This is a genomic window from Longicatena caecimuris, assembly GCF_018406465.1.
In the GTDB taxonomy this organism is placed as follows: domain Bacteria; phylum Bacillota_I; class Bacilli_A; order Erysipelotrichales; family Erysipelotrichaceae; genus Longicatena; species Longicatena caecimuris.
This window is the reverse complement of record NZ_AP024510.1, coordinates 848683-874749: the sequence shown is the minus strand read 5'-3', so window position 1 is coordinate 874749 and position 26067 is coordinate 848683. Positions and strand designations below refer to the sequence as shown.

General features: G+C 38.8%; 22 protein-coding genes. 3 read left to right on the top strand and 19 right to left on the bottom strand.

Translation table 11 applies throughout. The features are described from left to right. Window positions 1-150: 150 nt before the first annotated feature. On the top strand, window positions 151-630 hold the full coding sequence (locus KJS44_RS04135; protein ID WP_008689423.1) for a helix-turn-helix domain-containing protein: 480 nt from the start codon (window positions 151-153) through the stop codon (window positions 628-630). Window positions 631-734: 104 nt separating this feature from the next. Here the strand turns inward: KJS44_RS04135 and guaA are convergent, their stop codons facing one another. Together guaA and KJS44_RS04125 are read right to left on the bottom strand one after the other, a co-directional pair. Beyond that, window positions 735-2276 carry a glutamine-hydrolyzing GMP synthase gene (gene guaA, locus KJS44_RS04130; RefSeq protein WP_008689424.1) on the bottom strand — a complete coding sequence of 514 codons (1542 nt, stop codon included), beginning with the start codon at window positions 2274-2276 and terminating at the stop codon, window positions 735-737. Between the two features lie 294 nt (window positions 2277-2570). Next, entirely contained in the window at window positions 2571-3902 is a 1332-nt protein-coding gene (locus KJS44_RS04125; RefSeq protein ID WP_008689425.1) for an NCS2 family permease, read from the bottom strand. 230 nt (window positions 3903-4132) lie between these two features. Here KJS44_RS04125 and KJS44_RS04120 point away from each other — a divergent pair, with 230 nt between their 5' ends. After that, on the top strand, window positions 4133-5254 hold the full coding sequence (locus tag KJS44_RS04120) for a MerR family transcriptional regulator (protein ID WP_008689426.1): 1122 nt from the start codon (window positions 4133-4135) through the stop codon (window positions 5252-5254). A 484-nt stretch (window positions 5255-5738) separates the two neighbouring features. Here KJS44_RS04120 and KJS44_RS04115 read toward each other — a convergent pair whose 3' ends face one another. Beyond that, window positions 5739-6338, bottom strand: coding sequence for a Type 1 glutamine amidotransferase-like domain-containing protein (locus KJS44_RS04115; protein WP_008689427.1), 600 nt, complete (start codon window positions 6336-6338; stop codon window positions 5739-5741). Next, on the bottom strand, window positions 6335-7504 hold the full coding sequence (locus KJS44_RS04110) for an aminotransferase class I/II-fold pyridoxal phosphate-dependent enzyme (protein WP_008689429.1): 1170 nt from the start codon (window positions 7502-7504) through the stop codon (window positions 6335-6337). The genes KJS44_RS04115 and KJS44_RS04110 overlap by 4 nt, the downstream gene beginning before the upstream one ends. 326 nt (window positions 7505-7830) lie before the next feature. Here KJS44_RS04110 and KJS44_RS04105 point away from each other — a divergent pair, with 326 nt between their 5' ends. Beyond that, window positions 7831-9249: a glutamate synthase-related protein gene (locus KJS44_RS04105; RefSeq protein WP_008689433.1), complete on the top strand. Its 1419-nt coding sequence runs from the start codon at window positions 7831-7833 to the stop codon at window positions 9247-9249. Between the two features lie 346 nt (window positions 9250-9595). Here the strand turns inward: KJS44_RS04105 and KJS44_RS04100 are convergent, their stop codons facing one another. The 15 genes from KJS44_RS04100 to KJS44_RS04030 form a co-directional block, all read right to left on the bottom strand. Continuing rightward, the gene (locus tag KJS44_RS04100) at window positions 9596-11587 is read right to left on the bottom strand and encodes an alpha/beta hydrolase family protein (protein WP_008689434.1); all 1992 of its coding nucleotides are present in this window, start codon (window positions 11585-11587) and stop codon (window positions 9596-9598) included. Window positions 11588-11837: 250 nt separating this feature from the next. Continuing rightward, window positions 11838-12983, bottom strand: a complete 1146-nt coding sequence (locus KJS44_RS04095; RefSeq protein ID WP_008689437.1) for a glycerate kinase family protein — start codon at window positions 12981-12983, stop codon at window positions 11838-11840. Window positions 12984-13016: 33 nt separating this feature from the next. Beyond that, window positions 13017-13448 carry a DUF4430 domain-containing protein gene (locus KJS44_RS04090; protein ID WP_008689439.1) on the bottom strand — a complete coding sequence of 144 codons (432 nt, stop codon included), beginning with the start codon at window positions 13446-13448 and terminating at the stop codon, window positions 13017-13019. Further along, a complete protein-coding gene (locus KJS44_RS04085; RefSeq protein ID WP_227151140.1) occupies window positions 13441-13959 on the bottom strand; it encodes a cytochrome B in 519 nt (172 codons plus the stop codon). Before KJS44_RS04085 ends, KJS44_RS04090 begins: the two co-directional genes overlap by 8 nt. Next, the gene (locus tag KJS44_RS04080; protein WP_008689444.1) at window positions 13925-14428 is read right to left on the bottom strand and encodes an ATP:cob(I)alamin adenosyltransferase; all 504 of its coding nucleotides are present in this window, start codon (window positions 14426-14428) and stop codon (window positions 13925-13927) included. Before KJS44_RS04080 ends, KJS44_RS04085 begins: the two co-directional genes overlap by 35 nt. 54 nt (window positions 14429-14482) lie before the next feature. Then, window positions 14483-15826 carry a 6-phospho-alpha-glucosidase gene (locus tag KJS44_RS04075; RefSeq protein ID WP_008689447.1) on the bottom strand — a complete coding sequence of 448 codons (1344 nt, stop codon included), beginning with the start codon at window positions 15824-15826 and terminating at the stop codon, window positions 14483-14485. A gap of 14 nt (window positions 15827-15840) precedes the next feature. After that, the gene (larA, locus tag KJS44_RS04070) at window positions 15841-17148 is read right to left on the bottom strand and encodes a nickel-dependent lactate racemase (protein ID WP_008689449.1); all 1308 of its coding nucleotides are present in this window, start codon (window positions 17146-17148) and stop codon (window positions 15841-15843) included. Window positions 17149-17159: 11 nt separating this feature from the next. After that, a complete protein-coding gene (locus KJS44_RS04065) occupies window positions 17160-18122 on the bottom strand; it encodes a biotin synthase BioB (protein ID WP_017144590.1) in 963 nt (320 codons plus the stop codon). A gap of 86 nt (window positions 18123-18208) precedes the next feature. After that, on the bottom strand, window positions 18209-19138 hold the full coding sequence (locus tag KJS44_RS04060; RefSeq protein ID WP_008689455.1) for a GTP-binding protein: 930 nt from the start codon (window positions 19136-19138) through the stop codon (window positions 18209-18211). Further along, the gene (locus tag KJS44_RS04055) at window positions 19135-19785 is read right to left on the bottom strand and encodes a DUF1638 domain-containing protein (RefSeq protein WP_008689456.1); all 651 of its coding nucleotides are present in this window, start codon (window positions 19783-19785) and stop codon (window positions 19135-19137) included. Before KJS44_RS04055 ends, KJS44_RS04060 begins: the two co-directional genes overlap by 4 nt. Beyond that, complete coding sequence (locus KJS44_RS04050; protein ID WP_008689457.1) at window positions 19782-21236, bottom strand: ASKHA domain-containing protein; 1455 nt, start codon at window positions 21234-21236, stop codon at window positions 19782-19784. The genes KJS44_RS04055 and KJS44_RS04050 overlap by 4 nt, the downstream gene beginning before the upstream one ends. Window positions 21237-21252: 16 nt before the next feature. Continuing rightward, complete coding sequence (locus tag KJS44_RS04045; RefSeq protein ID WP_008689458.1) at window positions 21253-21894, bottom strand: cobalamin B12-binding domain-containing protein; 642 nt, start codon at window positions 21892-21894, stop codon at window positions 21253-21255. A gap of 11 nt (window positions 21895-21905) precedes the next feature. Next, window positions 21906-23066 carry a uroporphyrinogen decarboxylase family protein gene (locus KJS44_RS04040; protein WP_008689459.1) on the bottom strand — a complete coding sequence of 387 codons (1161 nt, stop codon included), beginning with the start codon at window positions 23064-23066 and terminating at the stop codon, window positions 21906-21908. Then, on the bottom strand, window positions 23067-24443 hold the full coding sequence (locus tag KJS44_RS04035) for a uroporphyrinogen decarboxylase family protein (protein WP_008689460.1): 1377 nt from the start codon (window positions 24441-24443) through the stop codon (window positions 23067-23069). It abuts the gene before it with no gap. A 15-nt stretch (window positions 24444-24458) separates the two neighbouring features. Then, window positions 24459-26006 carry a PTS transporter subunit EIIC gene (locus KJS44_RS04030; protein WP_017144588.1) on the bottom strand — a complete coding sequence of 516 codons (1548 nt, stop codon included), beginning with the start codon at window positions 26004-26006 and terminating at the stop codon, window positions 24459-24461. Window positions 26007-26067: the final 61 nt, after the last annotated feature.

Sequence of the window (26067 nt, the reverse complement as noted above, 5' to 3'; positions counted from 1 at the left end):
GCATATTTGTTTAACATCAGCAACCACAGTATACTAAACATTTTTGTTTAAGTCAATATTATATTAAACTTTTTTGTTTAGTTTTTAATTTACACATTATATTTGCTTTGCTATAATGTATTAGAAAAAGGATTTGAAAGGAGCAAGCTCATGCCAATAGGTACTAGAATTAAACGTATAAGAACACTTCGTGGTATCACGCAAAAAGAACTAGGAGTAAGATTAGGCTATTCCGAAAGGAATGCTGATATTAGAATCGCCCAATATGAATCAGGTAAGCGCACTCCAAAAGAAGATGTCATAAATGGTATTGCTTCTATATTAGAAGTATCTCCTGAGGCTTTGAAGATACCTGACATCGAAAGTTATCATGGCTTTATATTTACTCTTTTTGAGCTGGAAGAACAATTTGGATTAACTATAGATATGACAGAAGGTATGCCAAATCTTCGTCTTGATAAAAACCCTACCAATAACGACCATAACATAAAAGAAATGCTTGATGATTGGTATAAGTACAAATTAAAGTTAGCGAATGGAGAAATTTCCATCGAGGAATATACCAATTGGAAACTAAATTATCCTGAAAAATCTGATCTATTATTAAATAGTAAACCGTCTGAAAAATAGTCAAAAGAATCGTTCAATTTTTATTTATGGTATCAAAATGGTATCAAAACTGCCCATAAACGCAAAAAAATGCCCTGAAAAAGGCATTTTTTTAGTTCTGTACACTATTCGAATTCTATCGTTGCAGGCGGTTTGCTTGTCACATCATACAGCACTCGATTCACATGCTGCACCTCATTTACGATACGTGTCGATATCACATCCAACACCTCAAACGGTATCTTCGCCCAATCCCCCGTCATGCCATCAATGGAAGTCACCGCACGAATCGCCACCGCATAATCGTACGTTCTCTGATCCCCCATGACACCAACTGAACGCATATTTGTCAAAGCCGTAAAGTACTGCCAGATTTCTCTTTGCAGACCCGCTTTACGAATTTCCTCACGCAAGATATAATCTGAATCACGCACAATTTGCAGCTTCTCCTCCGTAATCTCACCCAAGATACGAATACCTAAACCAGGTCCTGGGAATGGCTGTCGCCACACCATCTCATCCGGCAAGCCAAGCTCACTACCCAACGCGCGAACCTCATCCTTAAACAACGTATTCAACGGTTCAATCAGCTGAAATTGCATATCCTCAGGCAATCCACCAACATTATGATGGCTCTTGATCGTCTGCGCCGTCTTTGTACCAGATTCAATTACATCCGTATACAACGTGCCCTGCGCCAGCCATTTGATATCCTCACCGGCACTGATTTTCTTGACCTCTTCATCAAAGGTATACACAAACTCATTACCAATGATCTTACGCTTCTTCTCCGGATCACTTACACCAGCCAGTTTTGATAAGAAACGCTCCTTCGCATCAATCTTCACCAAATGCACATTCATCTCACGACCAAACGTTTCCATCACGCTCTCCGCTTCACCTTTTCTTAACAATCCATGATCAATAAACATACAAATCAACTGATCACCAATTGCTTTATGTAACAAAGCTGCCACAACAGAAGAATCCACGCCGCCGCTTAGTCCCAGCAATACCTTATCTTTGCCAACCGTCTTACGAATCTGTTCCACTTGCATATCAATAAAGTTATGCATGGACCAATTACTTTCCGCATGACATACCTCAAATACAAAGTTGCGCAAAATGTCATTGCCATATTCTGTATGGCGCACTTCCGGATGAAACTGCAGCGTATAAATCTGCTTTTCCTGATTGCTTGTAGCTGCATACGTACACGTTTCACTATACGCATCACGCACAAAGCCATCTGCCATCTGATCTACCTGATCACCATGACTCATCCATACAATCTGTTTCTTTGGAAGATTCTTAAACAATAAAGAATCATTCTCTACCGTAATTTCCGTTCTTCCATATTCCTTGGCTTCACATGCCTTCACACTTCCACCATTCATATGATGTGTCATCTGCATGCCATAACAGATTCCCAATACCGGAATACCTGCTTCAAAAATGGCAGGATCACACGTAAATGCATCTTTGTCATAAACACTGTTAGGTCCACCACTGAAGATGATACCTTTGACATCACCTAAAGCCTTGATTTCATCCAGCGTCATCGTATGTGGGTGCAGTTCAGAGTAAACCCCAAACTCACGGATACGACGTGCAATGAGCTGGTTATACTGACTTCCAAAGTCCAGTACGATAATCTTATCAGCCATAACATCCTCCTTGAATTAAGAAACCGATACTGTTACCTGTAGTACCGGTTTTTTACGTTTACTATAATAGCATTAATCGCCTAATTTTAAAATATTTTTCCTAAAATTTTCTAAGTTTTCACTTTTCTTCCTTAATGATCAAAGATAGGTTGTTGATGAAGGGGGCTCTGCCTCTTATCAGCATGTACCTTATACATCCTATTTCATAATCATCATTATCAACACCTATTTATAAGGAAGAAAAACTTTTTATACTATATATAAAACGACTTCATTACTAAGATAACTACATCACTACATGAAATAAGGTAAAGCAAAGTATAAAACGAAGATACAAATCAATCCCCAAACGGTTGGATGCACTTCTTTTGCTTTTCCATTTGCTAGCATTGCAACAGCATAAGCGATAAAGCCAAAGGCGATTCCATTGGAGATGGAATAAGTTAAGATCATAGCAATGACCGTCACAAAGCCAGCAGTGGCAAATACCATATCATCCCAATCAATCCCTTTTAACTGCTGTGCCATCATAATACCGACTACAACTAAAGCCGGTGCAGTGACCGCATTGGTAACAGCGGATAAGATAATAGGCGCAAACAGAATAGAGATGAAGAATAAAACCCCGGTTGTACAAGAAGTTAATCCGGTTCTTCCGCCAACTTCTACACCAGATATTGATTCCACAAAAGAAGTAACGGTAGAAGTTCCTAAAACAGCACCTGCTACTGTACCTACAGCATCTGCCAATAAAGCCTGTTCTGCATGTTCTAATTCCCCATCCTCATTGATTAGTCCTACGCGATTACCAACAGCTACTAACGTACCGGCAGTATCAAAGAAATCGACAAACAGGAAGGAAAACAGTGCGATGAATGCCTGGAATGGATCGGCAAATAATTCACCAAAGCCGGAAGCAAAAGCACCAAAGCCATCCAGTTTCAGATTGGTTTCTAATATGCTAGATGGTAAAGCCGGCATACCTTCGATACCACAAGCACCACAGATGATACCAACAATTGCCGTGATGACCATACCAACAAAAACAGCTGCCGGCACTTTCTTTACTACAAAGGCAATTGTAAGCAAGATACCAAAGATCGCTAATAAGACGGAAGGTGTGGAGAAGTTTCCTAAAGTCACAAAGGTAGCTTCACTACCGGCAATAATACCGGCATTTTTTAAACCAACAAAAGCAATAAAGAAACCGATTCCCGCACCGATAGCCAGTTTTAACTGTTTTGGAATGGCATTAATGATGGCTTTACGGATACCGGTAACAGAAATTACCACAAAGATAACACCGGAAACAAAAACGGCTGCCAAAGCTGCCTGCCAGCTCATGCCCATCTGTCCGCAAATCGTATAAGCAAACAATGCATTGACACCCATACCGGCTGCTAAGGATACCGGATAGTTAGCCAATAACCCCATTAAGATTGACGCAAAACCGGCAGAAATGGCAGTTGCCAAGAAGACGCTGGATACATCCATGCCGGCATCCTTTAATACTAATGGATTCACGCCTAGGATATAGGCCATAGCCAGAAACGTTGTCAAACCTGCGATAACCTCAGTTTTCACATTGGTATGTTTCTCTTTTAATTTAAATACTTTTTCAAACATAAGTTCCTCTCTCTTTCTTTTGTTCATTGAAAAGTTGTAAAACATCTTTTACTTGAATCCTTATTTCAAGAACTTCTCTATTATATAAAAATTATATTCACATGACAAGGTTTCCTCCTTTTGTAAGCTTACCTTCCATTAATTTCCAGCATATTTATAAATTCTAGTGATTTTGATTGACATTCCAGTTTATGGAACGTTTATAATAACACTAGAAAGAGGTGGAACTTATGTTGATTCGTGAAGTAGAAGAGCGTTGTGGCATTAGTAAGAAAAACATTCGTTTTTATGAACAGCAAGGTTTGCTGCAGCCTAAACGTAATGCATCCAATTACCGCGAATATGAGGAAGCAGATCTTATTGTGTTAAAGAAAATAATCTTACTTCGTAAATTAGATTTTTCACTAGAGGAAATTCATCAGATCTTACAAGATGAAACAGCGTTTGCCCCATTGTTAGAGCAACGCAAAGCTTCCCTTATAGAAGCTGGAGAACAGGTAGTTACTATGAAGAAAATCTGTATGCAATTGGAAACCACAATTACTGGGGGAAACACGCTCACAGAAGAGCTTTGCGATGACTTTTTGACCCAAATAGCGACAAAAACACAATCCACTGCTACCTTTTATGACTTGGCTCAAGATGCACAGCCTTTTCCTAAGATAGATCCGGTAGTGGCAAGAAGAGAAGCGTATGTCCGCAAATCGCTACAGCATAGCGCTAAAAAATCGCAACAATATATGAAGGATTGGAATTCTCTTGGAAAAGGTATGATCCTGCTTCCTCTTCTTCTACTTTGTTTTCTAGGCTATCGCTATATTGACCATAAACAGCATATAAAAAATCCGATTGCTGCAAAAATCAGTTTTACGATTGCCGATGCGACATTTGATGATCATGATACTGTACAAAAATATTTAGACGTTGACTTCTACATTGAGGATGAACAGGGGAAAAAGATATCACCAACCACTTCATATGCATCGTTAAAGAAAAATGACATGGAGAAACGTTTATATCTAAAGAAAGGCAATAGCTATCTTGTAATTACTTGTGACTCTGAAAAGGATACTTCTTTAAAGGACATGGTACCTAACAGTTTTACCTTCTATCCGGATTCTCATGTAAACCGGCTTCCCGATGGTGCTCAATTAACCTTTACTATTGAACAATTCCAGCTTTTTTATCAATCCTATCAAAATGCAGGCGGCATGTTTTCAAAAGTAGAGCCCTTAAAACCATATTGCGAAACTTCAACAACTTGTTTTGTTGAAACAAGCAAGTATCGCATTGAAACCCATTATGAACAGGAAAAGATGGAGTTTCTTAGCTACGTGATGGCATCTTCCTGATGAATTTGACATGTTGTCACGATCCTTGTTAAAACTTTCCCTTTACAGTAGTTATGCATTGTTTATTCATTCTTATACTTTATAGTATTTATGCATTACATATTTTTTCTTATCCTTTATAGCATTCCTGCATTGCATATTTATTCTTATCCTTTATAGTATTCATACATTACTTATTCATCCTTATCCTTTATAGTATTCATACATTACTTATTCATTCTTCTCCTTTATAGTATTCATACATTACTTATTCATCCTTATCCTTTATTACAAAAAAAGACTCCGCTACTTGAATAGTACCATCTGCATGATACAGGTGTCCATTCATGGTAGGAGCCTTTTCTTATTTTCGTAATAATGAAAAATCAATTCCAATGCTTCTCTCAATGTTTCTTTGCTTATTCCCTTAGCCTGTCTTCACCGATGTTACCTGGTGTTGTTTTCGATCATCATAGGATATAGAAAAACAGAGCGCAATATCTTATCACATATAACGCACGTTATCATCTTCCACACAATAAGCATGCTGATCTTCACAACCATAGGTAGCATACGTAGGATATTGTTCACTGGCTTGTTGAAAACTTTTGCGTTCTTCTTCTTGATAATGCGGACAAAATAAGCCTTTTACCAATTCACAGCCTTTTATAAACCGCAAACCATCCGCACAGGCACTATAGCCATAGGAAAATAATACATTTGCTCCTGCACTGTATCCACAAATGACGATACCTGCTTCATATGCCTGCTGTAATACACTAACTAACTCATGCAGCTGTAAGGCTTCCATCAACATCTGTGTATCGCCGCCACCAAGATAGACAATATCCGCAGCAAGGACTTTTTGGGCAAGTGTTTCTTTATCCAGTTTTGTATGCCATAAACGCAAAGCTTCTACTTCACAACCCAAACTGCGATAATATTGTTTAAATCGTTTGGCATAACCCTGATCATCATGAGAAGCAGCCGGAAGAAAGAGCACTTTAGGATGCGTCTTGTTCACTCGTGCGATTGCGTATAAATCTAAATGGCGAGTTTCCGCTTTTTGAAAACTGCCTCCACCAATTGCCAATAAGGTTTTCATGATGTAAAGAAGCCCGATTTCTGCACTGCCTGCAAAGCTTTTTCGATGACCTCTTCGCTTTGCACAAGCGCAATACGCACAAAACCTTCTCCATATGTTCCAAAAGCACTGCCCGGTGTTACCAAAACACCCGTCTTTTGGAGCAAGGCAATCGCAAATTGTTCACTATTCGCATAGGTCTTTGGTATTGCCGCCCACATAAACATGGTTCCTTTAGGGGAAGCAACTTCCCAGCCAGCTTTATGAAAGCCTTCTACAAGCATATCTCTTCGTTTTTGATATTGTTCCCTTGTTTCTTCGACAACACTTTGATCTTGTGTCAATGCCGTGATAGCTGCCTTTTGGATTGGCAGAAACATCCCATAGTCGATATTACTTTTCAATTTTCTAAGCATGCCGACAATTTCTTTGTTACCGACACAAATACCGATACGAGCACCGGCCATGCCATACGTCTTTGAGAAAGAGTTAAATTCTATACCAATATCCTTTGCCCCTTCATAATATAAAAAGCTTCTTCCTTCTTCCCCATCAAAGACCAGATTACTATAGGCTGTATCATGAAGAACGATAATATCATTCGCCTTCGCAAAACGAATCAGCTCTTCATAAAAAGCATCCGGCGCCGTAGCTCCTGTTGGATTATTCGGATAAGAAATAATCATCATTTTCGCCTTGCGGGCAATATCCTTAGGTATTTCATCAAATTGAATCAGATACTCATGTTCCTCGCGCATGGGCATTTCATAAATTTCTGCTCCGGCAATTTTCGGTCCATTGGCAAAGACAGGATAGCTAGGACTTGGAATCAACACAATATCCCCTTCATCACAAATAGCTAAGGCAATATGAGCCAAGCCTTCCTGTGATCCTTGCAGCGACAGGATTTCCGTATCTGCATCCAATTCTACTTCATAGCGTGTCTGATACCATTTCTTGACTGTTTGACGTAACTCATCAATATCATGCAGTGCATACATGTAGCTTTGCGGTTGTTTGGCGGCATCGATCAAAGCCTGAATGATTTCCTTTGATGGCGCTATATTAGGGCTGCCGATCGTAAAGTCATATACTTCTTTCCCTTGTTTCAGATAACGCTGTTTTTCTTCATCTAATGTGGAAAACACTGATGTTTCTAAGCGCTCCATTCGTTTTGAAAACTGCATGTGATCCCTTCTTTCATTTGCCCTCATTATAGAGGAAAATATGCATAACGGCAATAACTATTTCGCTTATGGAAAAAGAATTACGCATCTTCTGCCATTAAGTTTACGCTTCTGCTTTTTGTATGCAGGATGCATCTATCACCCAAAGTTTCAACACATCCTTTTCATTGATATCGCTATCTTGCATAGTTAAAAACAACATGGACTATGGAAACGATTTTATTTTCTGCAAGAGAAAATAGATATAGAGGATATCATTTGCGCTTTCATAAGTTAAAGAGTACAATAAGCATATAAAGTAAGCGTTTACAGAAAGGAAATATACTATGAGTAAATATATTTGTGAGATTTGCGGCTATGTCTATGATGAAGCAAAAGAAGGAACTCCTTGGAGCAAGCTTCCCGCTGATTGGGCATGCCCCTTATGTACAGCACCCTACGGCTGTTTTAAGAAAGTAGAGGATGATGCAGCAAATGATGAAGATAAAGTGACTGGTGATGAAGGTGGCTCGCTCGCTATTCAAGAACATGCCAGAACACGTGATGATTTAGAAAGCAACATGGAACTGATTCATGAAATGGCACAAGGAAAAGGCAGTCGCATTGAGGCCATGCGGACAAGAAAATACGTGGTAGGTTTTGATGATATCTTGCTGCTAGGTGGACAATTGGCTCATCCTCCTCTGCCTGATAAAGCTGAAGTCAGCACAACGACCATCCTAGGTAAAAATGCAAAGAAACCTATGGTTTTAGAACATGCTGTCTTAGTTTCTCATATGAGCTTTGGGGCTTTATCAAAAGAAGCCAAAACAGCCTTAGCTATGGGAAGTGCTGCTGTGCAAACCGCACAATGTTCAGGAGAAGGCGGCATTCTTCCGCAAGAACTTGACCATGCGTATAAATATATCTTTGAATATGTGCCTAATAAATACAGTGTAACGGATGAAAACCTAAAGGCTGCGGATGCGATTGAAATTAAGATCGGGCAAGGCAGCAAGCCGGGTATGGGTGGCCATTTGCCTAAAGAAAAGGTAACAGAAGAAATCGCTACAATTCGCCAAAAACCATTAGGACACGATATTATCTCTCCTTCTCGTTTTGAAGAAATTACCTCAAAACAAGCTCTCAAAGCATTAGTAGATGAGTTACGCAGCCGTAGTGAAGGCAGACCGATTGGCATTAAGATTGCCGCTGGACGTATTGAAGATGATTTGTCTTGGATTCAGTATGCGGCGCCAGATTTTATTACGATTGATGGAAGAGGTGGAGCAACCGGTGCATCTCCTAAGTATTTAAAAGACAATGCTACCGTACCAACTGTCTATGCCCTGGCAAGAGCAAGAGCCTATATGGATGCGCATGACATGCCACAGGAATTGATCATGACCGGAGGCTTTCGTACATCCGGAGAAATGATGAAGGCTTTAGCGATGGGAGCCGATGCCATAGCAATTGCCAGTGCAGCGATGATGGCGATTGGCTGCCAACAATATCGTATCTGTCATAACGGTAAGTGTCCGATGGGTATTGCCACGCAAGATCCCGCATTGCGCAAACGTTTTGATATAGAAAAAGGCGCAAAGCGCTTAGCTTGTTATCTGGATACATTGAAAGAAGAATTAAAATCCTTTGCCCGTGTCAGTGGTCATGATAATATTCACGATGTAACCCTAGCTGATCTTTGTACAACCAGTGAAGAGATTGCACGCTATACCGGCATTGCCCATTGCGGTTTTCATGAATAACCATTGACATCAGCATAAGAATTGCCTCACTGTGAGATTCAAAAAAAATGATAGACATCCTTTTAAGGTCCTTCTTCATCATCCGCAAACCATGATGAAGCAAGAACCTTTTTTTCGTACCCTATCATCTTTTTCTTCACATTACATTATCTTGCTTTTATATCTCATATCGATGATCCATAAAACATAGTGCCCATTTGCTCTATTCACCACATTAACCATCTTATGTTCATACATATCCTAGTCAACTTTTAAAGTTTCTTTACTAAGGCATTCATGCTTTGTTTACAAGCAATGAAAGGCAGCTTCATCCTATCCATTCGTATAGGATTTTTATGCAACTTTTTTATTTAAGATGCTGTTGCATCCAATTGGTAATTTCTTCTAAACGTTTCACACGATGTCTTGGTTTTCCACTGCGGCTTAGCTCATGATTCTCTCCTTTAAACATACAAAGTCTGGCTTCTACGCCATGCTCCACAAGCGCACTATACATTTGCAAACCTTCACTGTATGGGCAGCGATAATCCTCATTGCTATGAATAAACAGTGTTGGTGTTGTCACCTGATTGGCATACTTCAAAGGAGAATGCCACCACAACTCTTCTACGCTTTCCCAAGTATCTGCTTGCTGCTGATCTTTGGTGAAAAATTCCCCGATATCAGAGGTATGCGCAAAGCTGATCCAATTCGCAATCGAACGCTGACTTGCTGCTGCCTTAAAGCGATTGGTATGGCCAATGATCCAATTGGTCATGAAACCACCATAGCTGCCACCGGTTACCCCAACACGTTGTTGATCGATTGCCGGATAACGTTCTAAGACAACATCCGTAAACTTCATGAGATCTTCATAATCAATCGTTCCATATTTCCCATTGATATCCGCAAAGCCATTGCCTCTGCCATCACTGCCACGTGGATTTATAAAGAATACAAAGTAGCCTTGATTTGCCCACACCTGCATCTCATGATAGAACACGGTACCATAAACCGTTCTTGGTCCACCATGAATATCCAAGATTGCCGGATACTGTTTTCCCTCTTCATAGCCTACAGGTTTCATTACCCATCCATACAAGGTGATATCATCCGATGTGAAGTTACATTCTTCTAATGGACAAATAGTCTTTGTTTCATGCACCCACATATTGTAATCAGAAATGCGTTGGTAGGTTTTATTCGTTATATCCATTTGGTATAACTCTTGCAGTAAGTCCTCTTGCATACCGATAAAGATAAGACCTTTATCACTGATATCAAAAGCATCCACACTGCCGCTAAGTTCTAAAACCGCTTGGATATCACCCTGCTTATCCAGTGCATAGATATGTGCTTCATGCCTTCTGGTCGTAATAAAGTAATACTTATCTTGATATAAACAAGAATTCTTGCCACCACCGAGGCGACAGTCACTGCCAACACTTCCCCATAAGGAATCTTCATTTGCCGCAAACAATTCCAGCTTACGCTTCTTTAAGAAATAGAATTGTGCGTTTTCATTGATGCCATAACGTCTGCCATCACTGGCAATCACCAATAGCTCTTCTCCCCATGGTTCAATGCCGGAAATCATATATTCCCCTTGTTCAAGGATACACTTTGATGTGCCGGCCTTCCTATCATAAACATAAATACCTTGACGACCTGTCTGTTTGTGCTGGATGTTGACTTCACCAGTATAATATAGCAGCTGCTTTTCCTTATCCCATTTCACATCCATTACATCCATGATATCCGTGCTGATGCGTGTCAATGTGTCACTATTTTCTTCATATAGAAATAAGCTATTTCGTTTTTTATTAGTATAACCTAAACCATTCCCATAAAAAGGAAGCTCATCTAAGATCTCATAATCCTCCATGTCTTTCTTTTCTTTTAATGCCTTGACTTTTTCTTCCTCACCCAATGAATAGCAATATGAGTAATTCAGATCGTAATCTACCGTACAGGCATAACAGCCATCACTTACTTTCTGGATGCCGGTTACAACTAGCGGTATTGTAAATGCTTTAATTGCTTCTCCTCCATGTAAAGAAATACGATAAAAGACCGTACGTTCTTCTCCATTTTCCACAGCTTCTTGATCTTGTTTATCACGCAAAGAGGAAAACAACAGGGTATCTTTATCTTCCCAAAGATACATGCTTTCCTTACCACCATTGGTAAGCTGTTTGTGTGTTTTTCCATCCCATACATACAAACGTTGTTGATACGTATTATGTTTTTCATCACAAGTTGCTATGACATAAGCCGCATGTTCACCATCTTGTGCATAGGTTACATTGGATACAAATCGATACTTCAAAAAATCCCTTAACTGTAATGTTTCTTTCATACAAGCTCCTCCTGTTACATAGTATCATTATAAGCTTTTAATTCCAGGAAGACAATCAGAAGATGCCTTGATAATACAGTGAAAAGCTAACGAAGTTATCTTTCCCAGACGTATTTGTAAGTAGGAAAAAGAAGGTGTTTTTATGGTAACATTTTTTTCATCCTACCCTTCTTACGTAAGCCATCAAAGCTCCTCAACCTAAAAAAAGCTTCTCGTAAAACACAATCTTTTACTAGAAGCTTTTTAAGCTTTATTTTAATAACCGCAAGGGATGTATTGCATGCAGGCTACGCATCAATTGATAACTGAATTCTTCTAAATTTTTTTCGGTATTCGTTATTGCGTCAGGAAGCGTAACTACGCCGGGTTGAATAGAGAAAACACCGTTAAAATATGTATCAAAAGATGAGACTTCTCCTTTTTTCTGTCCACAGACTGCAATTACCGGTACCTGCATCTGCTTTGCGATGGACGCTATACAGACCGGCAGTTTTCCTTGTAAGCTTTGCTCATCCATTCGACCTTCTCCGGTAATTACTAAGTCCATATCTTTCATGCTGTCTTCAATATGTAAATAAGTATTCAAAAGCGTGAATCCAGAACTTACGCTTGTCGCAAATAGTGATAAAGCTGCTGCAATACCTCCACCAGCACCATAATAAGGCTGTTTCAGATCACGTTTTAGTAATTTCGCAACCAATTGTAATTGATTATCTAAGAAAACAATCTGATCATCTTGTGCTCCCTTTTGTCTTGCGAACATAACAGCCGCACCTTTTTCGCCATATAAAGGAGCATCCACATCGCATCCTACTGCTATTTCTACATCCGCAAATTGTTTTAAAACAGTATCCAGACTGTTTTGATCAAGCGTTTTAATCTTTAGCAAGGGATTTTCGTTTAAACCAAGTTCGCGATGATCCTTATCATGCAACCGGACACCTAATCCCTGAAGCATTCCTAAACCACCATCGGTTGTAATTGTGCCACCTATAAAAATTATAATTTTTTTATAATCATCCATTTGCAGCTGCTTTAATAAAGTGCCTAATCCAAATGTAGATGTTTGCTTCACTGTATCACGTGATACCTTTTTATCATGCAATCCGAAAATGGCCGCTGTTTCAATTGCACAAGTTTTTTTACCATTGTCATAAAAACTCAATACTGTTACTTTACTATCTTCAAAAAAAGCATTTTTACATGAATACCAAATCCATTCATAATCTGAAAGTGCATGAGCTAACGCCTGTAAACTATTCTCCCCTCCATCTCCTACCGGAATCACCACTGTGTTATCGGCATGATATTTCTTAATACCTTTTTCTATGGCAGTTCCTGCCTGGATAGAAGATGTAGCGCCTTTAAAAGAATCTATTGCTATTACAATCTTCATTGTTAATCATCACCCGACCTTTTTCTAATGATCTTAAAAGGAAGAAGTGAAGTGGAACGTAAATTGATCTTGATCATTCACTTGTAAAATGTCAATTGCATCACACTGCCCCTTTTCCTTGCAAGAGGTATTATTATCTGAATCATATAGCCACCAAGGACCCTTTTTAAAATCTTCTGTTCTTACTCCCAGCATTCCCATTAAGGTTGTACCATACTGTCCTTTTGTTGTTTCTACAGCTAATTCATCCGCATGTTGTAAAAAATCCTCTAATGTATGAATATTGCCCTTTACCGTGATATCTTTGTTCATTAATTCTTTCTTTTCCACTTCATGAATGACTTGAATATGCAGAGTGATTTCTCGTTCTTTTTGATCAGATTTCACAATCTTTTCATCTTTTTTCATACATCCGCTTACGCATAGGAAACAAATAATAAGGAATACTTTCCACATCTTATTCATATAAAAACCTCCTTTCGATTCGCTCTAATACCGATAAAACCGGTCTGGCACACACCAAATATAAACAAAAAGATAAAATGAACTGGATTGTTGAAGCCTTGAGTCCAACGATGAAATAAGCAAGCGCAAGATGCTTCGAAAATAACATAAATGGCAATTGCAGAAATTGTCCAGTGAGAAAAGAAAATAGTCCGCATAAGAATGCCGCAAGCAGAAAATGCCTCTTTAAACACTTAGCAAATACACTGATCACTAAGCTGTATAATGGATATAACAACAGATACATGAATGACCAAGGAGTCACTCCCTGTATCATCATGTTTAGTGTCGTAAATACAAATGCTGCCAATACCGCTTGTTTACGTGGGAAGATCAAGGCAAATACAACAAGTGTAAACGTGATACATTCTAAATATAGGATGTAGGAAAAGGAAGTAAAAATCAGCAGTTCCAATGCAGCCATAACCGCTATACAACTAAGATTTCGTGCATGCATAAGATTTACTTTCAAATACTATTTCTTCCGTATCCGCTTGCTGATTCTCATATAAACACATCATAAAAATGATATTTGATAAAAAATTCATAAAGTCCCATAAGATAGGATTTACCGGGATTCCTTCTTGTTTAACAGCATTTAAACAGCGTATGACGACCTTTGTTTCTGTTCGAAGGGTATGCAGCCAGCATGCTTGAAGACTTCCGCCGGGCAATACAAAGCACTTCATTTCAACATAGTACTTTTCATATAATCTCTCCAATTGTTGCATATCTTCTTGCGTAATTGCACAATTTCCGCGAATAGATCCATTCGCGTGATAGATCATAGATGTCAGCAGTTGAAGATCATCGCTATCAATTACTTTGACATAATGGGCACATAGCGCTGTTAAAGATGCCAACTTATCGGTCGCTACTTCATAATCACATAATGATGATGATTCATCTAAATAGCTGTATGCGCAATATTTCATCTGCATGCACATTCCTCCTCTTGATGTACTTCTTGTAATTGTTTGAAACAATACTCTGGTTTAGGATAATGTTGGCCAATACTCTTTGTTCGCCTCCATTAACTCATCAAGAATTTTCTTTGCTACAGATGCACTTGGCACCGTTTTACTAAGTGTAAGCGCCTGCCACAATTTTCCATAGCTACCCTCGATCCAAGCTTCTACAACAAGTTTTTCCACATATAATTGTTCATTGATCAACCCTAATTGAAAGGATGGAATTTTACCTACCGTTAATGCTTCCGCTCCTGAAGATCCAACTAAGCACGGTATTTCAACCATTGCCGTATCATCCAGATTCGCTATCGCACCATTATTTTCAACAATTAGCAGCATTCGTTCTTTGGTGTTATAACGAATGGCACAAGCTAAATCGACAATAAAGCTTGCATGAACACCAACGGCAAACGTATCCTCTTTGGCTGTTCCCTTAGCTATAATGCGCTCTGCGATTCCGAAAACTTCCTTTTCTCTTCCTTCCATGACTTCATTTGCTCTTGTATAAGCTGGATTGCTATGTGCAACAACTTCATCCGGGAACAGATAATATTTTAAATATGTCGATGGAATCGTGGTAGGATCTAAGGCATAAATATCTTTTGCTTTCTGATATGTTTCTTTCCAGCTAGCATCTTTATGCTGAAAATCCTTCGCATTTGTCGCAAAACCGTTTTCTTTGATGTAGTCTTTCAAAATCGGCATCACATCTTTTCCATCTTTTGTATGGATATCTGTCCACCATCCAAAATGATTTAAACCATAATAGCGAACTTCAAAATCTTTTCTGGTATATGTTTTTCCTGTACGTTCACTAAGTGCAGCAGCCATCATCGTCTCTAAAGCAACCGGCATATCACATATATTGATAATATGTTTTCCCGGACGTAAACGTCTTGTAGCTTCAGCGACAATGGATGCCGGATTTGAGTAATTCAAGAGCCAGGCATTTGGTGAATACTTTTCCATGTAATCTGCTATTTCAATGACTGGTCCAATCGAACGCATGCCATAAGCAATTCCTCCGGGACCACATGTCTCTTGACCGACTACGCCGTATTTCAAAGGAATTTTTTCATCCTTTTCCCGCATTTCATATAGACCTACCCGAATATGGGCCATTACGAAATCAATTCCGGTAAAAGCGGTTTGGGGATCACTTGTCCAATTAAATACGATATCAGGTGCTTTCTCTTTCATCATGATCGCACATGCTTGCGCAAGTTTCGCTTGCCGTTCTTCATTATTATCATATAGCGTTATGCGTGAAATCGGAAAGCGATCTAAATTATCTAATAACATTAATACAATACCGGGCGTATACGTACTGCCCCCTCCTGCTATACAAATTGCTGATGATTGTTTCATTTTTATCTTCCTCCTTACGCAGAAACTTTTGTTCTGCTATTAACAATTTCTTTTGGTGATATGATCACGGAAACGCCATCAGGAATGACGTTAATGCTAAACGTTTCGTTCGGTAACATTGCTTTTGCCAGATTCATTGCCTCATCTAAGCTATGTGCCGGTACCATATGAAAATTGCGTACGGTTTTATCGTCTAACGAGGATACTAATATTACACGAGCTTTTAATAATACACGCACCAACACCTGAACTTGCCATTGATCAGGTACAGTATCTTCCGCCTTTATCGCCAAGATTTTCTCCATTAAGGTCGCTAAATCACGTTCTTCTTCAAACATGTGATAAAACATTTCGCCCCCATGCCCATCAATGGCTTCTGCTAATAAAAGGATTACCCCACCTTCTTTCACGGCTCTTTCGGCAGCACTTAGTCCTTTGACTGCCTGATAAAGATTTTGATCGAGTGGATAACCGCCATTTGTTACAATGACAAGATCTGTTGGCTGTGCATATACCTGATTATACTTCCTTACAAATGCCACACCGTTTGCATGTGCTTTCTGCACATCGCCGGCAACCGCATGAATAATCTTTTTCTGCTCATCTAGAACAACATTCACGATAAATGCCAAACGTGCCTTACGTGCAGCATATAACATATCTTTATGAAGAGGGTTGTCTTTTAAAATGCCACATCTGGCATACTCGCTGGAAATGAAGAAAGAATTATGATTATACATAACACTTGCCCTTGAAGCTACCCCAGGCAATACACTTTTCCTTCCTCCTGAAAAACCGGCAAAGAAATGCGGCTCAATAAAGCCTTCCGCGAGCAATAAATCCGCATCTGCGGCTATCGCATTGATCCATAGCTCACCTTTTGATGGTAATATACCAAGAAAACGCATGTGTTTTTGATCATCACAGTCATGTATGATGATTGTTTCTTTCTCAACAATTTCTTCACCAAACTTCGCAATCAATTCTTCACGTTTTGTTTCTCTATGTAAACCAGTCGCAATTAATATCGTGATTTGCGCATGTGGATTGCCTTTTCGTATCTTTTTAAGTATGAGTGGCATCAAGATGCGGCTTGGCACTGGTCGTGTATGATCCGATGCTATGATCACAATCTTTTCTTTATGCTCCGCCAACTTATCCAATCTGCTGGAACCGATTGGATTTTGTAAAGCTGTTTCCACTATAGCCGCTTCTGTCATTGTAGGTTTCACCCTCATTTGGGCAGATAGTATCTGCTTAACACATGCATTTTCGATATTGAGTTTTTTATATCCTTTTCCATAAGGCAATGATAATTTCATAGGTGCTCCTTTCAATTAAGGTGATAGCCTCCTTGCAATAAAAGATTACATGCTTGATCAATATTCCAGCCTCTGTGATATTCTGTTTCATTGCACTCATCTCTTGGATTACTTCCACACTCTGCATACAATTGATTAACACCGGCAAGAATTCCGAGAGATCTTGGTTCATGCATATTCATGGAAATTGATGGATTACATACCAATCTGGTAACTGCCGCAATTTTAGCAAGCTCAAAATCATCAATTTCTCCATACTTCTTCAACGCACAATCTGAAGTGTTCACACGCGCCATTACCGCCATCACCTTGACATCATATTCTCTGGCACGTAACATTTCTTTTACTATTTCCTCATAGGTGTGTTCCGGTCCTATTGGTTCAATACAATAATATAATTCTAAACCGACGGATTTGATTGCATCCAATGTTTGAATTCGTTTTTTCACTGGTATTGCCGTATCAATTCCTTCACGAAGTCTGACTATATGATAAGCACCGTAAAATCCTGCATCCTTTAATGCTTGAGCCTGTGTTAAAGTAAAATCTTTGATATTCGCTATCAATTTGATATGTGATGGCAGCAAACACTTCACAGCTTTTCCGATATCAAGAAAACGCTGAAAAGGATAGTCTGCCGTTGTCATTAAAAATAAAGAATCAAGTTTATGAAAAGGTAAGGATACTACCTTTTCAATGACTTCTTCTTTTGATAGTTCCATTTGCATGTCATCATGAAATCCATCCATCCGCATTGAACAAAATTTACAATTTCCGGAACAAGGTGCAGCATTCAAACCAATTTGCAGAAATACATATCCCTTGCTTTGATAATGTGCTTTCGAAATTGCATGTGCTGTTGATAAAAGTTCAAAATAAGATGTAGATAAATTCGTTATGGATAAAAGTTCCAACGCTTCTTTTTCATTCAAAACCTCATTGTTTGTTGCTTTTTTCAGTATTTGTCGAATCATTCTCACGCACCTCCCATATCTTTGAATGTAATGTAGATAAATTCGTTATGGATAAAAGTTCCAACGCTTCTTTTTCATTCAAAACCTCATTGTTTGTTGCTTTTTTCAGTATTTGCCGAATCATTCTCACGCACCTCCCATATCTTTGAATGTAATGTTGAAGCTATTTCAGAACTTGATGTGAAACGTGCAGAATACAAAATGACAAGCAGATTATCTTTCTTTCCATCTATGCTTTTCCAAGATAATTGATCCCCTGCAAGTTCTATATAGAAAGCACCCTCAGCTAAATGTAAATAACCTTTTGCTCGAAAAATTTTATCTTGTAATATTTCCAAATATTTAAGTAATTTACTTAAAGACATATCTTTAGCAATTAGGCACACTGTAGAAGATAAATCCATATATTTCTGATGAATTATTTCTTCATTTGCTTTATTTGTATAATGATCGGTCAAGATTTGTAAAGGAATTTGACAATAATCCGTTTCTATTATTGGTGTCTGATAGATACTCTCTAAATGTATATGTAATGTTTGCTTTTTTTGCTTAGTCACGAAAGATATTTTATTTATTATAATATAATCCGACTGTTGAAGTTGACGATGTAATAAAGGCACTACCCGACTCCATTTTTCAAACGTCACTGCATCTACAACAGTAATATTGCATATTGAGAATATATATCCCTGTTTCCTTAAATAAGCAAACGTTGATTTTTGCGTACTTGGATCACTGAAACCGCTCGTTTCAATTACAATATAGGACAAATCAAAAGACAACATCTGTTGCAACTTATCTAGAAAATCATATTGACGACAAGTACAATAGATAGAACCATGATGAATCTCTGTCATAGGAATCGACATCCCTTTAAATTCTTCTTGATCAATGTTCACACTACCAAACTCATTGATACAAAGTCCGATTCGCTGCCCTTTTAAAAGGGTAATCAATCGTTTAATCAAGGTAGTCTTCCCGCTTCCTAAAAAGCCATGGACACAAATAATTTTCATATGCTTTTTTCCTTCATGACCTCTACCATATCATAAAGACAACATATCTTATTTCCCTTTCGCACATGGAGAAGTCCTTGCCCATCTTTTGGTAATAATATATTTTTCAGCTTATCCAATGTTCCCTCTATTACTTCAACTTTATGAGTTTCCTTTAAGTTCGCTATATTCTCATTGTCTTTTTGAGTATGAAACGTGACGTACAATAACGTTTGCTCATGATACAGCATATGCATTACATAATCTGCCATTTCTTTTCCATAGCTTTCAATATAAGATGCATATTCCTTATTTTGATCATTGCCATCCATATTTGATAAGCATCTCCAACATGCATTTTTAACCTGTAAATCCTCAGCACAGTTATCATCACATAAGAGCGCAAAACAGTCATGTACCCTTGGAACATACATATCACAGGTTCTGGCACAAAGGCCTTCAATTGCATTTCCACAAATGCCATACAACAAAATAATTTCATCTGCATCGTATGCTTCATCACAAAGACTCTGTAGTTTATCGTGAAGCAGTGAAGGATGATTATGTGATGCGATGGTTACATAAGTTATCGTATAGGCATATGGCAGTTGCTGCTTGATCTTATCAAAAAAAGGACGAAAAATTTCACATGCTATGATTTGTTTCATAAGAACCACATATGCTCCATATAGGTATCCATGAAGCCTTCTTGTTGTGCCAATTCCACACAGACACCTTCTTTCTGTAAAGTTTCTGCTTTTGACAGCGCATTTGTTTGCATGATTTGAATAGTTCCTTGCAAAGCACTGTTACCAATTATGGAGCAACGTCCAAGAAATGCTGCCGGTAAGATACCCAGAGTAATCAATGTCTGTATCTTTAATGCTTTTCCAAAACCACCTGCGATATAAACATGTTGAATATCCGATGCTGTTAATTGACATGTGGCTAATAAGCTTTCGATACCGGTACGAATGGCCGACTTAGCCAATTGAAAATTGCGAATATCTTCTTGTACAATGGAAACATTTGCAGATAATTGACATGTTTGTTTTAAATAACCGGTTTCATCCATATCCTTCATTCTTAATAATTCAGCAATTCCTTCCATATAGCCACTACCGCAAATGCCGATTGGTTTCGTATTTCCAATTGTGTTAAAGCACCAACCGTTTTCGTAACGAATTTGATAAATCGCACCATCGGTTGCTGCCATTCCATGTTTCATATTCCCACCTTCAAAGGCAGGTCCGGCAGCCGTTGACGTCACATACATCTTCCCGTGATGACATAAGACCAATTCACCATTCGTCCCCAAATCAAGCAGCATCGTATGCTCCTTCATACGCGTACTTAAGGAAATAATACCGGCTAAAATATCGCCTCCGACAAAGGCTGAAAAATGGGGTAAGATCGTGATAGGTACCGTCATAGGTAATTGAAACCAATTATCCGTAAGGATCTGTGTTTCTGTAATAGGACAAGTATATGGATATTCACTGATTTTTCTGGGATCAACGCCTTGAAAGATATGCACCATGGCAGGATTCCCGCAAACATACATGCAAGATATTTCTTTTTGAAAGCAGCTTTGAAATGTTTGAATGCTCTTTTTCATCCGCTGCAAGAGAATACTTTGTAATGATTCTACCCCATGTTCATTACAATATTGAATTCTCGTTATGACATCAGCGCCGAAACTACGCTGTGGATTTACAAAGGCATCTTCCCATAAAACCTCCCCGGTTTTGCGATCGATATATGCCATTACCACGGTAGTAGTTCCTAAATCAATCGCAATGCCGATGCCCTTTTGTGTTTTATTCGCAAATACTTGTTTTTGCAAAGAACCCAGAATGCGAAATCCGGTTTCTTGATTAATTGAAATTGCTATATCTTCTTCAGCTTTTTCATGACAGCACGCCAAACGTATTCCGGCCTTAATTTCCTCTTTGCTTAACAGCCTTTTTTCCGTATCCGTTATTGGCATCGTTCCTTGTACAAGCGTAATACGGCATTTCCCGCATGTCTGATTTCCAGCACATGCCGCAGACAGACAAGAATTTTCTGACAACGTTGACCAAAACGGTTCCGCTTTTTTAAAGCTTAGTTTCATCATACTATCTTTCTTTATCTTATGATGATAAGTCAAGCAATCGCTGCGCTAAGGTTATCGCATCGGGTTCATAAATATCGGCACCAATTTGTTGGCAATATGCCAAGGTGACCGGTGCTCCCCCTACACAAATCTTAACGCTATCGCGTAATCCGGCAGCAATTAATGCTTCCACCGTTTGTTTCATGGATGGCATTGAGGTCGTCAGCAAAGCCGACATGCATACATAATCGGGCTGATAGGTCTTTACCGCTTCAACAAATTTTTCTGGCGCAACATCTACCCCCAGATCAATCACTTCAAAACCTTTTGATTTCAACATCAATCCTACAAGATTTTTACCAATATCATGTAAATCCGTCTTAACAGTACCTAATACAATGATTCCTTTCGTCTCAACGTTATGTTTCAATAATTCAGGGCCAATTAAATCCAATCCTGAATTTAAGCATCTGGCAGCAATTAACACTTCGGGAATAAACGCTTTGCCCTGTGACCATTTATCAGCAACATTTTGCATAGCTACTAAAAAGGCGTCATTTAATAATACGGTGGCTGGGATTTGTTCACGCAATGCCTCTTGAACATGCTCATTAAAATCCTTGATCTTTCCTTTTTGCAATTCTGTAATAATTGCCTTTAACAATTCTTCTCTTGTCATCGTTATCTCTCCTATTCATCTGATGTGGTAGTTGCTTCTATCCCATACCATTTTTCTTTATCTGCATAAGCGGGAGATGCATGCTGTCCATTTCCCTTTTGTTCAATCTGTGATCCATAGCGATATGCTTCTTCCACAAATGCCAAATAGTTTTCCAAAGGTACATTATCCCCAATACGGTTACTGATGGTATAAATCATCTTACCTTTATGCGGCTGCCAAAAGGTATCTGCTAAGAATCGTGTTTCTGCACGAATATCTTCGACATTGCCAAATGGAAATAAACGCTGCAAATCAAATCCACACCAAAAGGCCAAATCATCTCCATATGTTTCCACGATTTCTTTTTCATCCATGCAATATTTTTGAACAGGATGCAATACATCAATTCCGGCTTCTACTAATGATGGTAATAATTCACGGATGTCTCCACAGCTATGGAACCAAACATCAATACCTAATTCATGGGCACGCTCACAAACTTTTTTATAGTAAGGTAAGTAAAATTCATCAAATAATTCTTTGGACATAAACGGCCCTGTCTGCATTCCGATATCATCTAACACCGTAATCCCGTCAATATTAGCTTCCTGTACCCCACGTTCCATCGTCCGTAAAATGTATTTCAAGCGTTTCTGATTCAGTTTATGAACACGCTCAGGTTCCAAATACATATCCAACAGCGTATTTTGTAACCCTCGGAATTTTACTTGATACCACATGAAGAAAGGCGTAATCGACATTAAGCGATATCTTCCATCTTCTTGTGGCGCTGTTTCAAATAAATCAGGATGTTCGGCATCCGGACAATTTTCGGAAATCTGTTCAATTACATCCCAATCCAAAGCATTTTCTTCATCAACAGCAACGGATTCTCCCGGCTTTCTTTTCAATGATGGATCTGCCCCTTCTACATCACAGTAGCAAAACTCCCCCTTTTTCCCAAAAATGGCCGGTTTTTTCATATAAAACGGAGCGGCATCACAAGGCATACGTTCATGCAAATCATTGATTGGTTTATGTTTATACTCACTTAATTCATCAACATGAATCCAATGACCATGGATGATAACAGCAGGGCGCAAGGCACCTTCACCCTTAATCAGACTGCGAATTTCTTCCCTGGATAATGGCGGATATTCGGCATTAGGGAATTGTTTATATAATGGCATTTACTTACCTCCTATTTTTTTAATGGTACTTAAAAATTCATCTACTGTAGGTATCCGTGAGGACCATATACAGTTTCCATTTACATAAATACAGGGCAGATGCTCTACATTCATTTTGCGACAACGCGCTATGCTTGCTTTATCTACATACATATATTCGATGTAATCAAAAGCATCACTTTGGCGATGATATGCTTCCTTAACCATATTCATCGTGTAGGTACATGCTGCGCATGTTCGTGAATCTAATGTAAATACTTCGACGATTGGCCGTTGCAAATCATCATAGTGTAAAAGCTCTATTTCGACATCATCGAATGTCTGTTCAGGATCATAATATTGTAAAGCTGTTTTAACATTCTCATAATCAGTGACTGCCTGATAACAAGCGATACCATTCTCTACCGGAACATCAAAGGGCATATCACAGCCCGGTGATATAATCAAATCATCTGTACCTTCACATTGCTCAATAATATCAATGACCGCCTTCATATTGTCCTGTGAGCTACCATGCAGCATAGTAATCGTAAGCTGGATATTTCCTCCTAAAACCACATCATATTTTCGGCATACTGCCAAAGCATCCTTCATACACACGTTTTCATCAACCGAGAGACAATCTGGTTTCATTCGACATAAGACTTCCAGATTCGCCGTAGCATCCCCACAGACAAACAAGCAGGAAGGAACATGACACGTTTTTAAATGTTGAAACAACTCCGCATATGCATCTAGCAAAAACATTTCGATATGCTCAGATGATATTTGCGATAATAAAGGATCGACATAACCGATAATATCCATACCATTTTGCAGATACATTTGTGCAACAGATGCACAAACCTCTTTACAAAAAGCGATTAATTTATGAACATAATCCGCATCATCATACATATCCATAAAGAGCATTTGTCCTCGTAAATGTGATGCCAAGGTAAATGGTCCGCAGATCAATCCATATAATGCCGTATGTTCAGAAACAAGTTCCTTCATTTTCCGCATAGCTTTAAGAACAATCGGAAACCGTCCATCTTCTTCCTCTGGTATCATGCAGCGACATGGTATCTTCTTTTCATTTTCAAAAGGATGTGTACGGACAGTGGGAGGTACTTTTCCTCCCTCGTCCCAGTACAGTTCACAACCCAAAGCTTCTGCTTCTAATTGAAGATCGAAAATAACAGGCTGTCCATCCGGATGATAATATGTGTTAACACTCATCAATGCCTCAACAAGCTTATCTGCATCATGTAAGATTTCATTGGCATCATAGCCACATAGCGAACCTGCATGTACTCCTGCAAAGGGCACCCACGGCGCTCTTGCGAATCCTTTTTGATGTTGCAATACTGACATCAACAATTGTTTATCACTCATATTGCCTCCTTTGACTTAATCTTCTAATCCTAACGCTTCACAAACCCTTGTGCGATGATCTCTTGCGGCAGGTCCATAAATCACTTGAATGTATTTGCCATTCATGGCGATTCCACTATTGCCTGTTTTATTCAGCATCTCTTTATTTACAAGAGTTTCATCCTTCACATCGACACGTAAACGTGTAAAACAATTGCTTACTGCAAGAATGTTATCCTTGCCTCCCAAACCTTCAATAATCAATCCGGTAATCATATCTTTATCAGAAATAGTCACTTCACCATCTGTGTTTAATGCCAATTGAGAATCACTAAGATCTTCTAAATTATCGGTACGACCAGGTGTCTTTAAATTGAATTTCACAATGAGGAACTTAAAGACAAAGAACCAGGTAATCGTCGCAATCGGACCTAAAATTAATGCTAAAGGCCATTTGGTCAATCCAGCTCCTAATACGAAATTCTGTAAGATGGTTTCTAATAATCCACGCCAGTATACTTGTATACCAATCAGATAAGCAACCGTCGCAAATACCCCGGTAAGAACGGCATCGACAACCCATAATAACGGCGCACAGAAGATAAAGAGGAATAGCATCGGCTCCCCAAGTCCAGCCATGACGCAAGCAATACATGCCGGAATCACCAATTTCTTAATCTTTGCTTTATTTTCGGGTTTCGCAGTCGCAATGATAGCCATTGCAATTCCAGGGAAACCAAAGATAACGGAAATATTCGTCTGGAAGAATCGCATGGATTCATGTAAAGAAGTAATACTATTAGCATTTGCTAATTCTGCTAAAGCGATTGGTTGTGCTCCTGCATATACCTGTCCTGCGATTTCAGCAACACCACCTAATTCAGTATAGAATAATGGTGTCCAGATAAAATGATGCAAACCGGTCGGAATTAATAGACGTTTCAAGAAGTCGTAGAGGAATACACCGATACCACCGGATTCTCCTAAGAATTGTGTAATGCTATAGATCACGCCGGACAATAACGGCCATACATAAACAGCAATTAGAGAAAAGGCAAAGGCTACAAAAATTAATAAGAAATAGGTAAATTTAGCACCGCCAAATGGCTCTAGCAACCCTTTAAAGGAAGTTGAACTAAACTTATTATGCATATAACCGACTAGGCAACCTAAAATGATTCCAAGGAAGACACCCATATCGGTAATTTGCATGCCAAGCTCCATTTTCTGACCTGTCCCCATCAGCATTTCAGCATCTGACAGTTTTCCAGTCACATTCAACATGGCATTGTTTAAGGACATAAAGGTTAAATACGTTAATACAACAAGAATAGCTGCTTCCATTTTGTTTCTTTTAGCGAAATGTGTTGCCAAGGCAATGGCAAACAGAATGCTCAGGTTTCCAATAATATATGTCATTGCTCCAGATATTTGTTTTGCGAAAGTGCTTACGATGTCTGGCATAAAATCAAATTGCAAAATCTGACAAATAGCCACTACAATTCCCATAAGTGCCGCAAAAAATACAGGCTGTAAAATACCACGAGCAAAGCTTTGCATGGTTCTTGATATTTTTTCTTTCATAATGCTTTTATAACGTTCAATATTTGAATGTTAATCTCCTTTCCAAGTTTATTTGATAAGA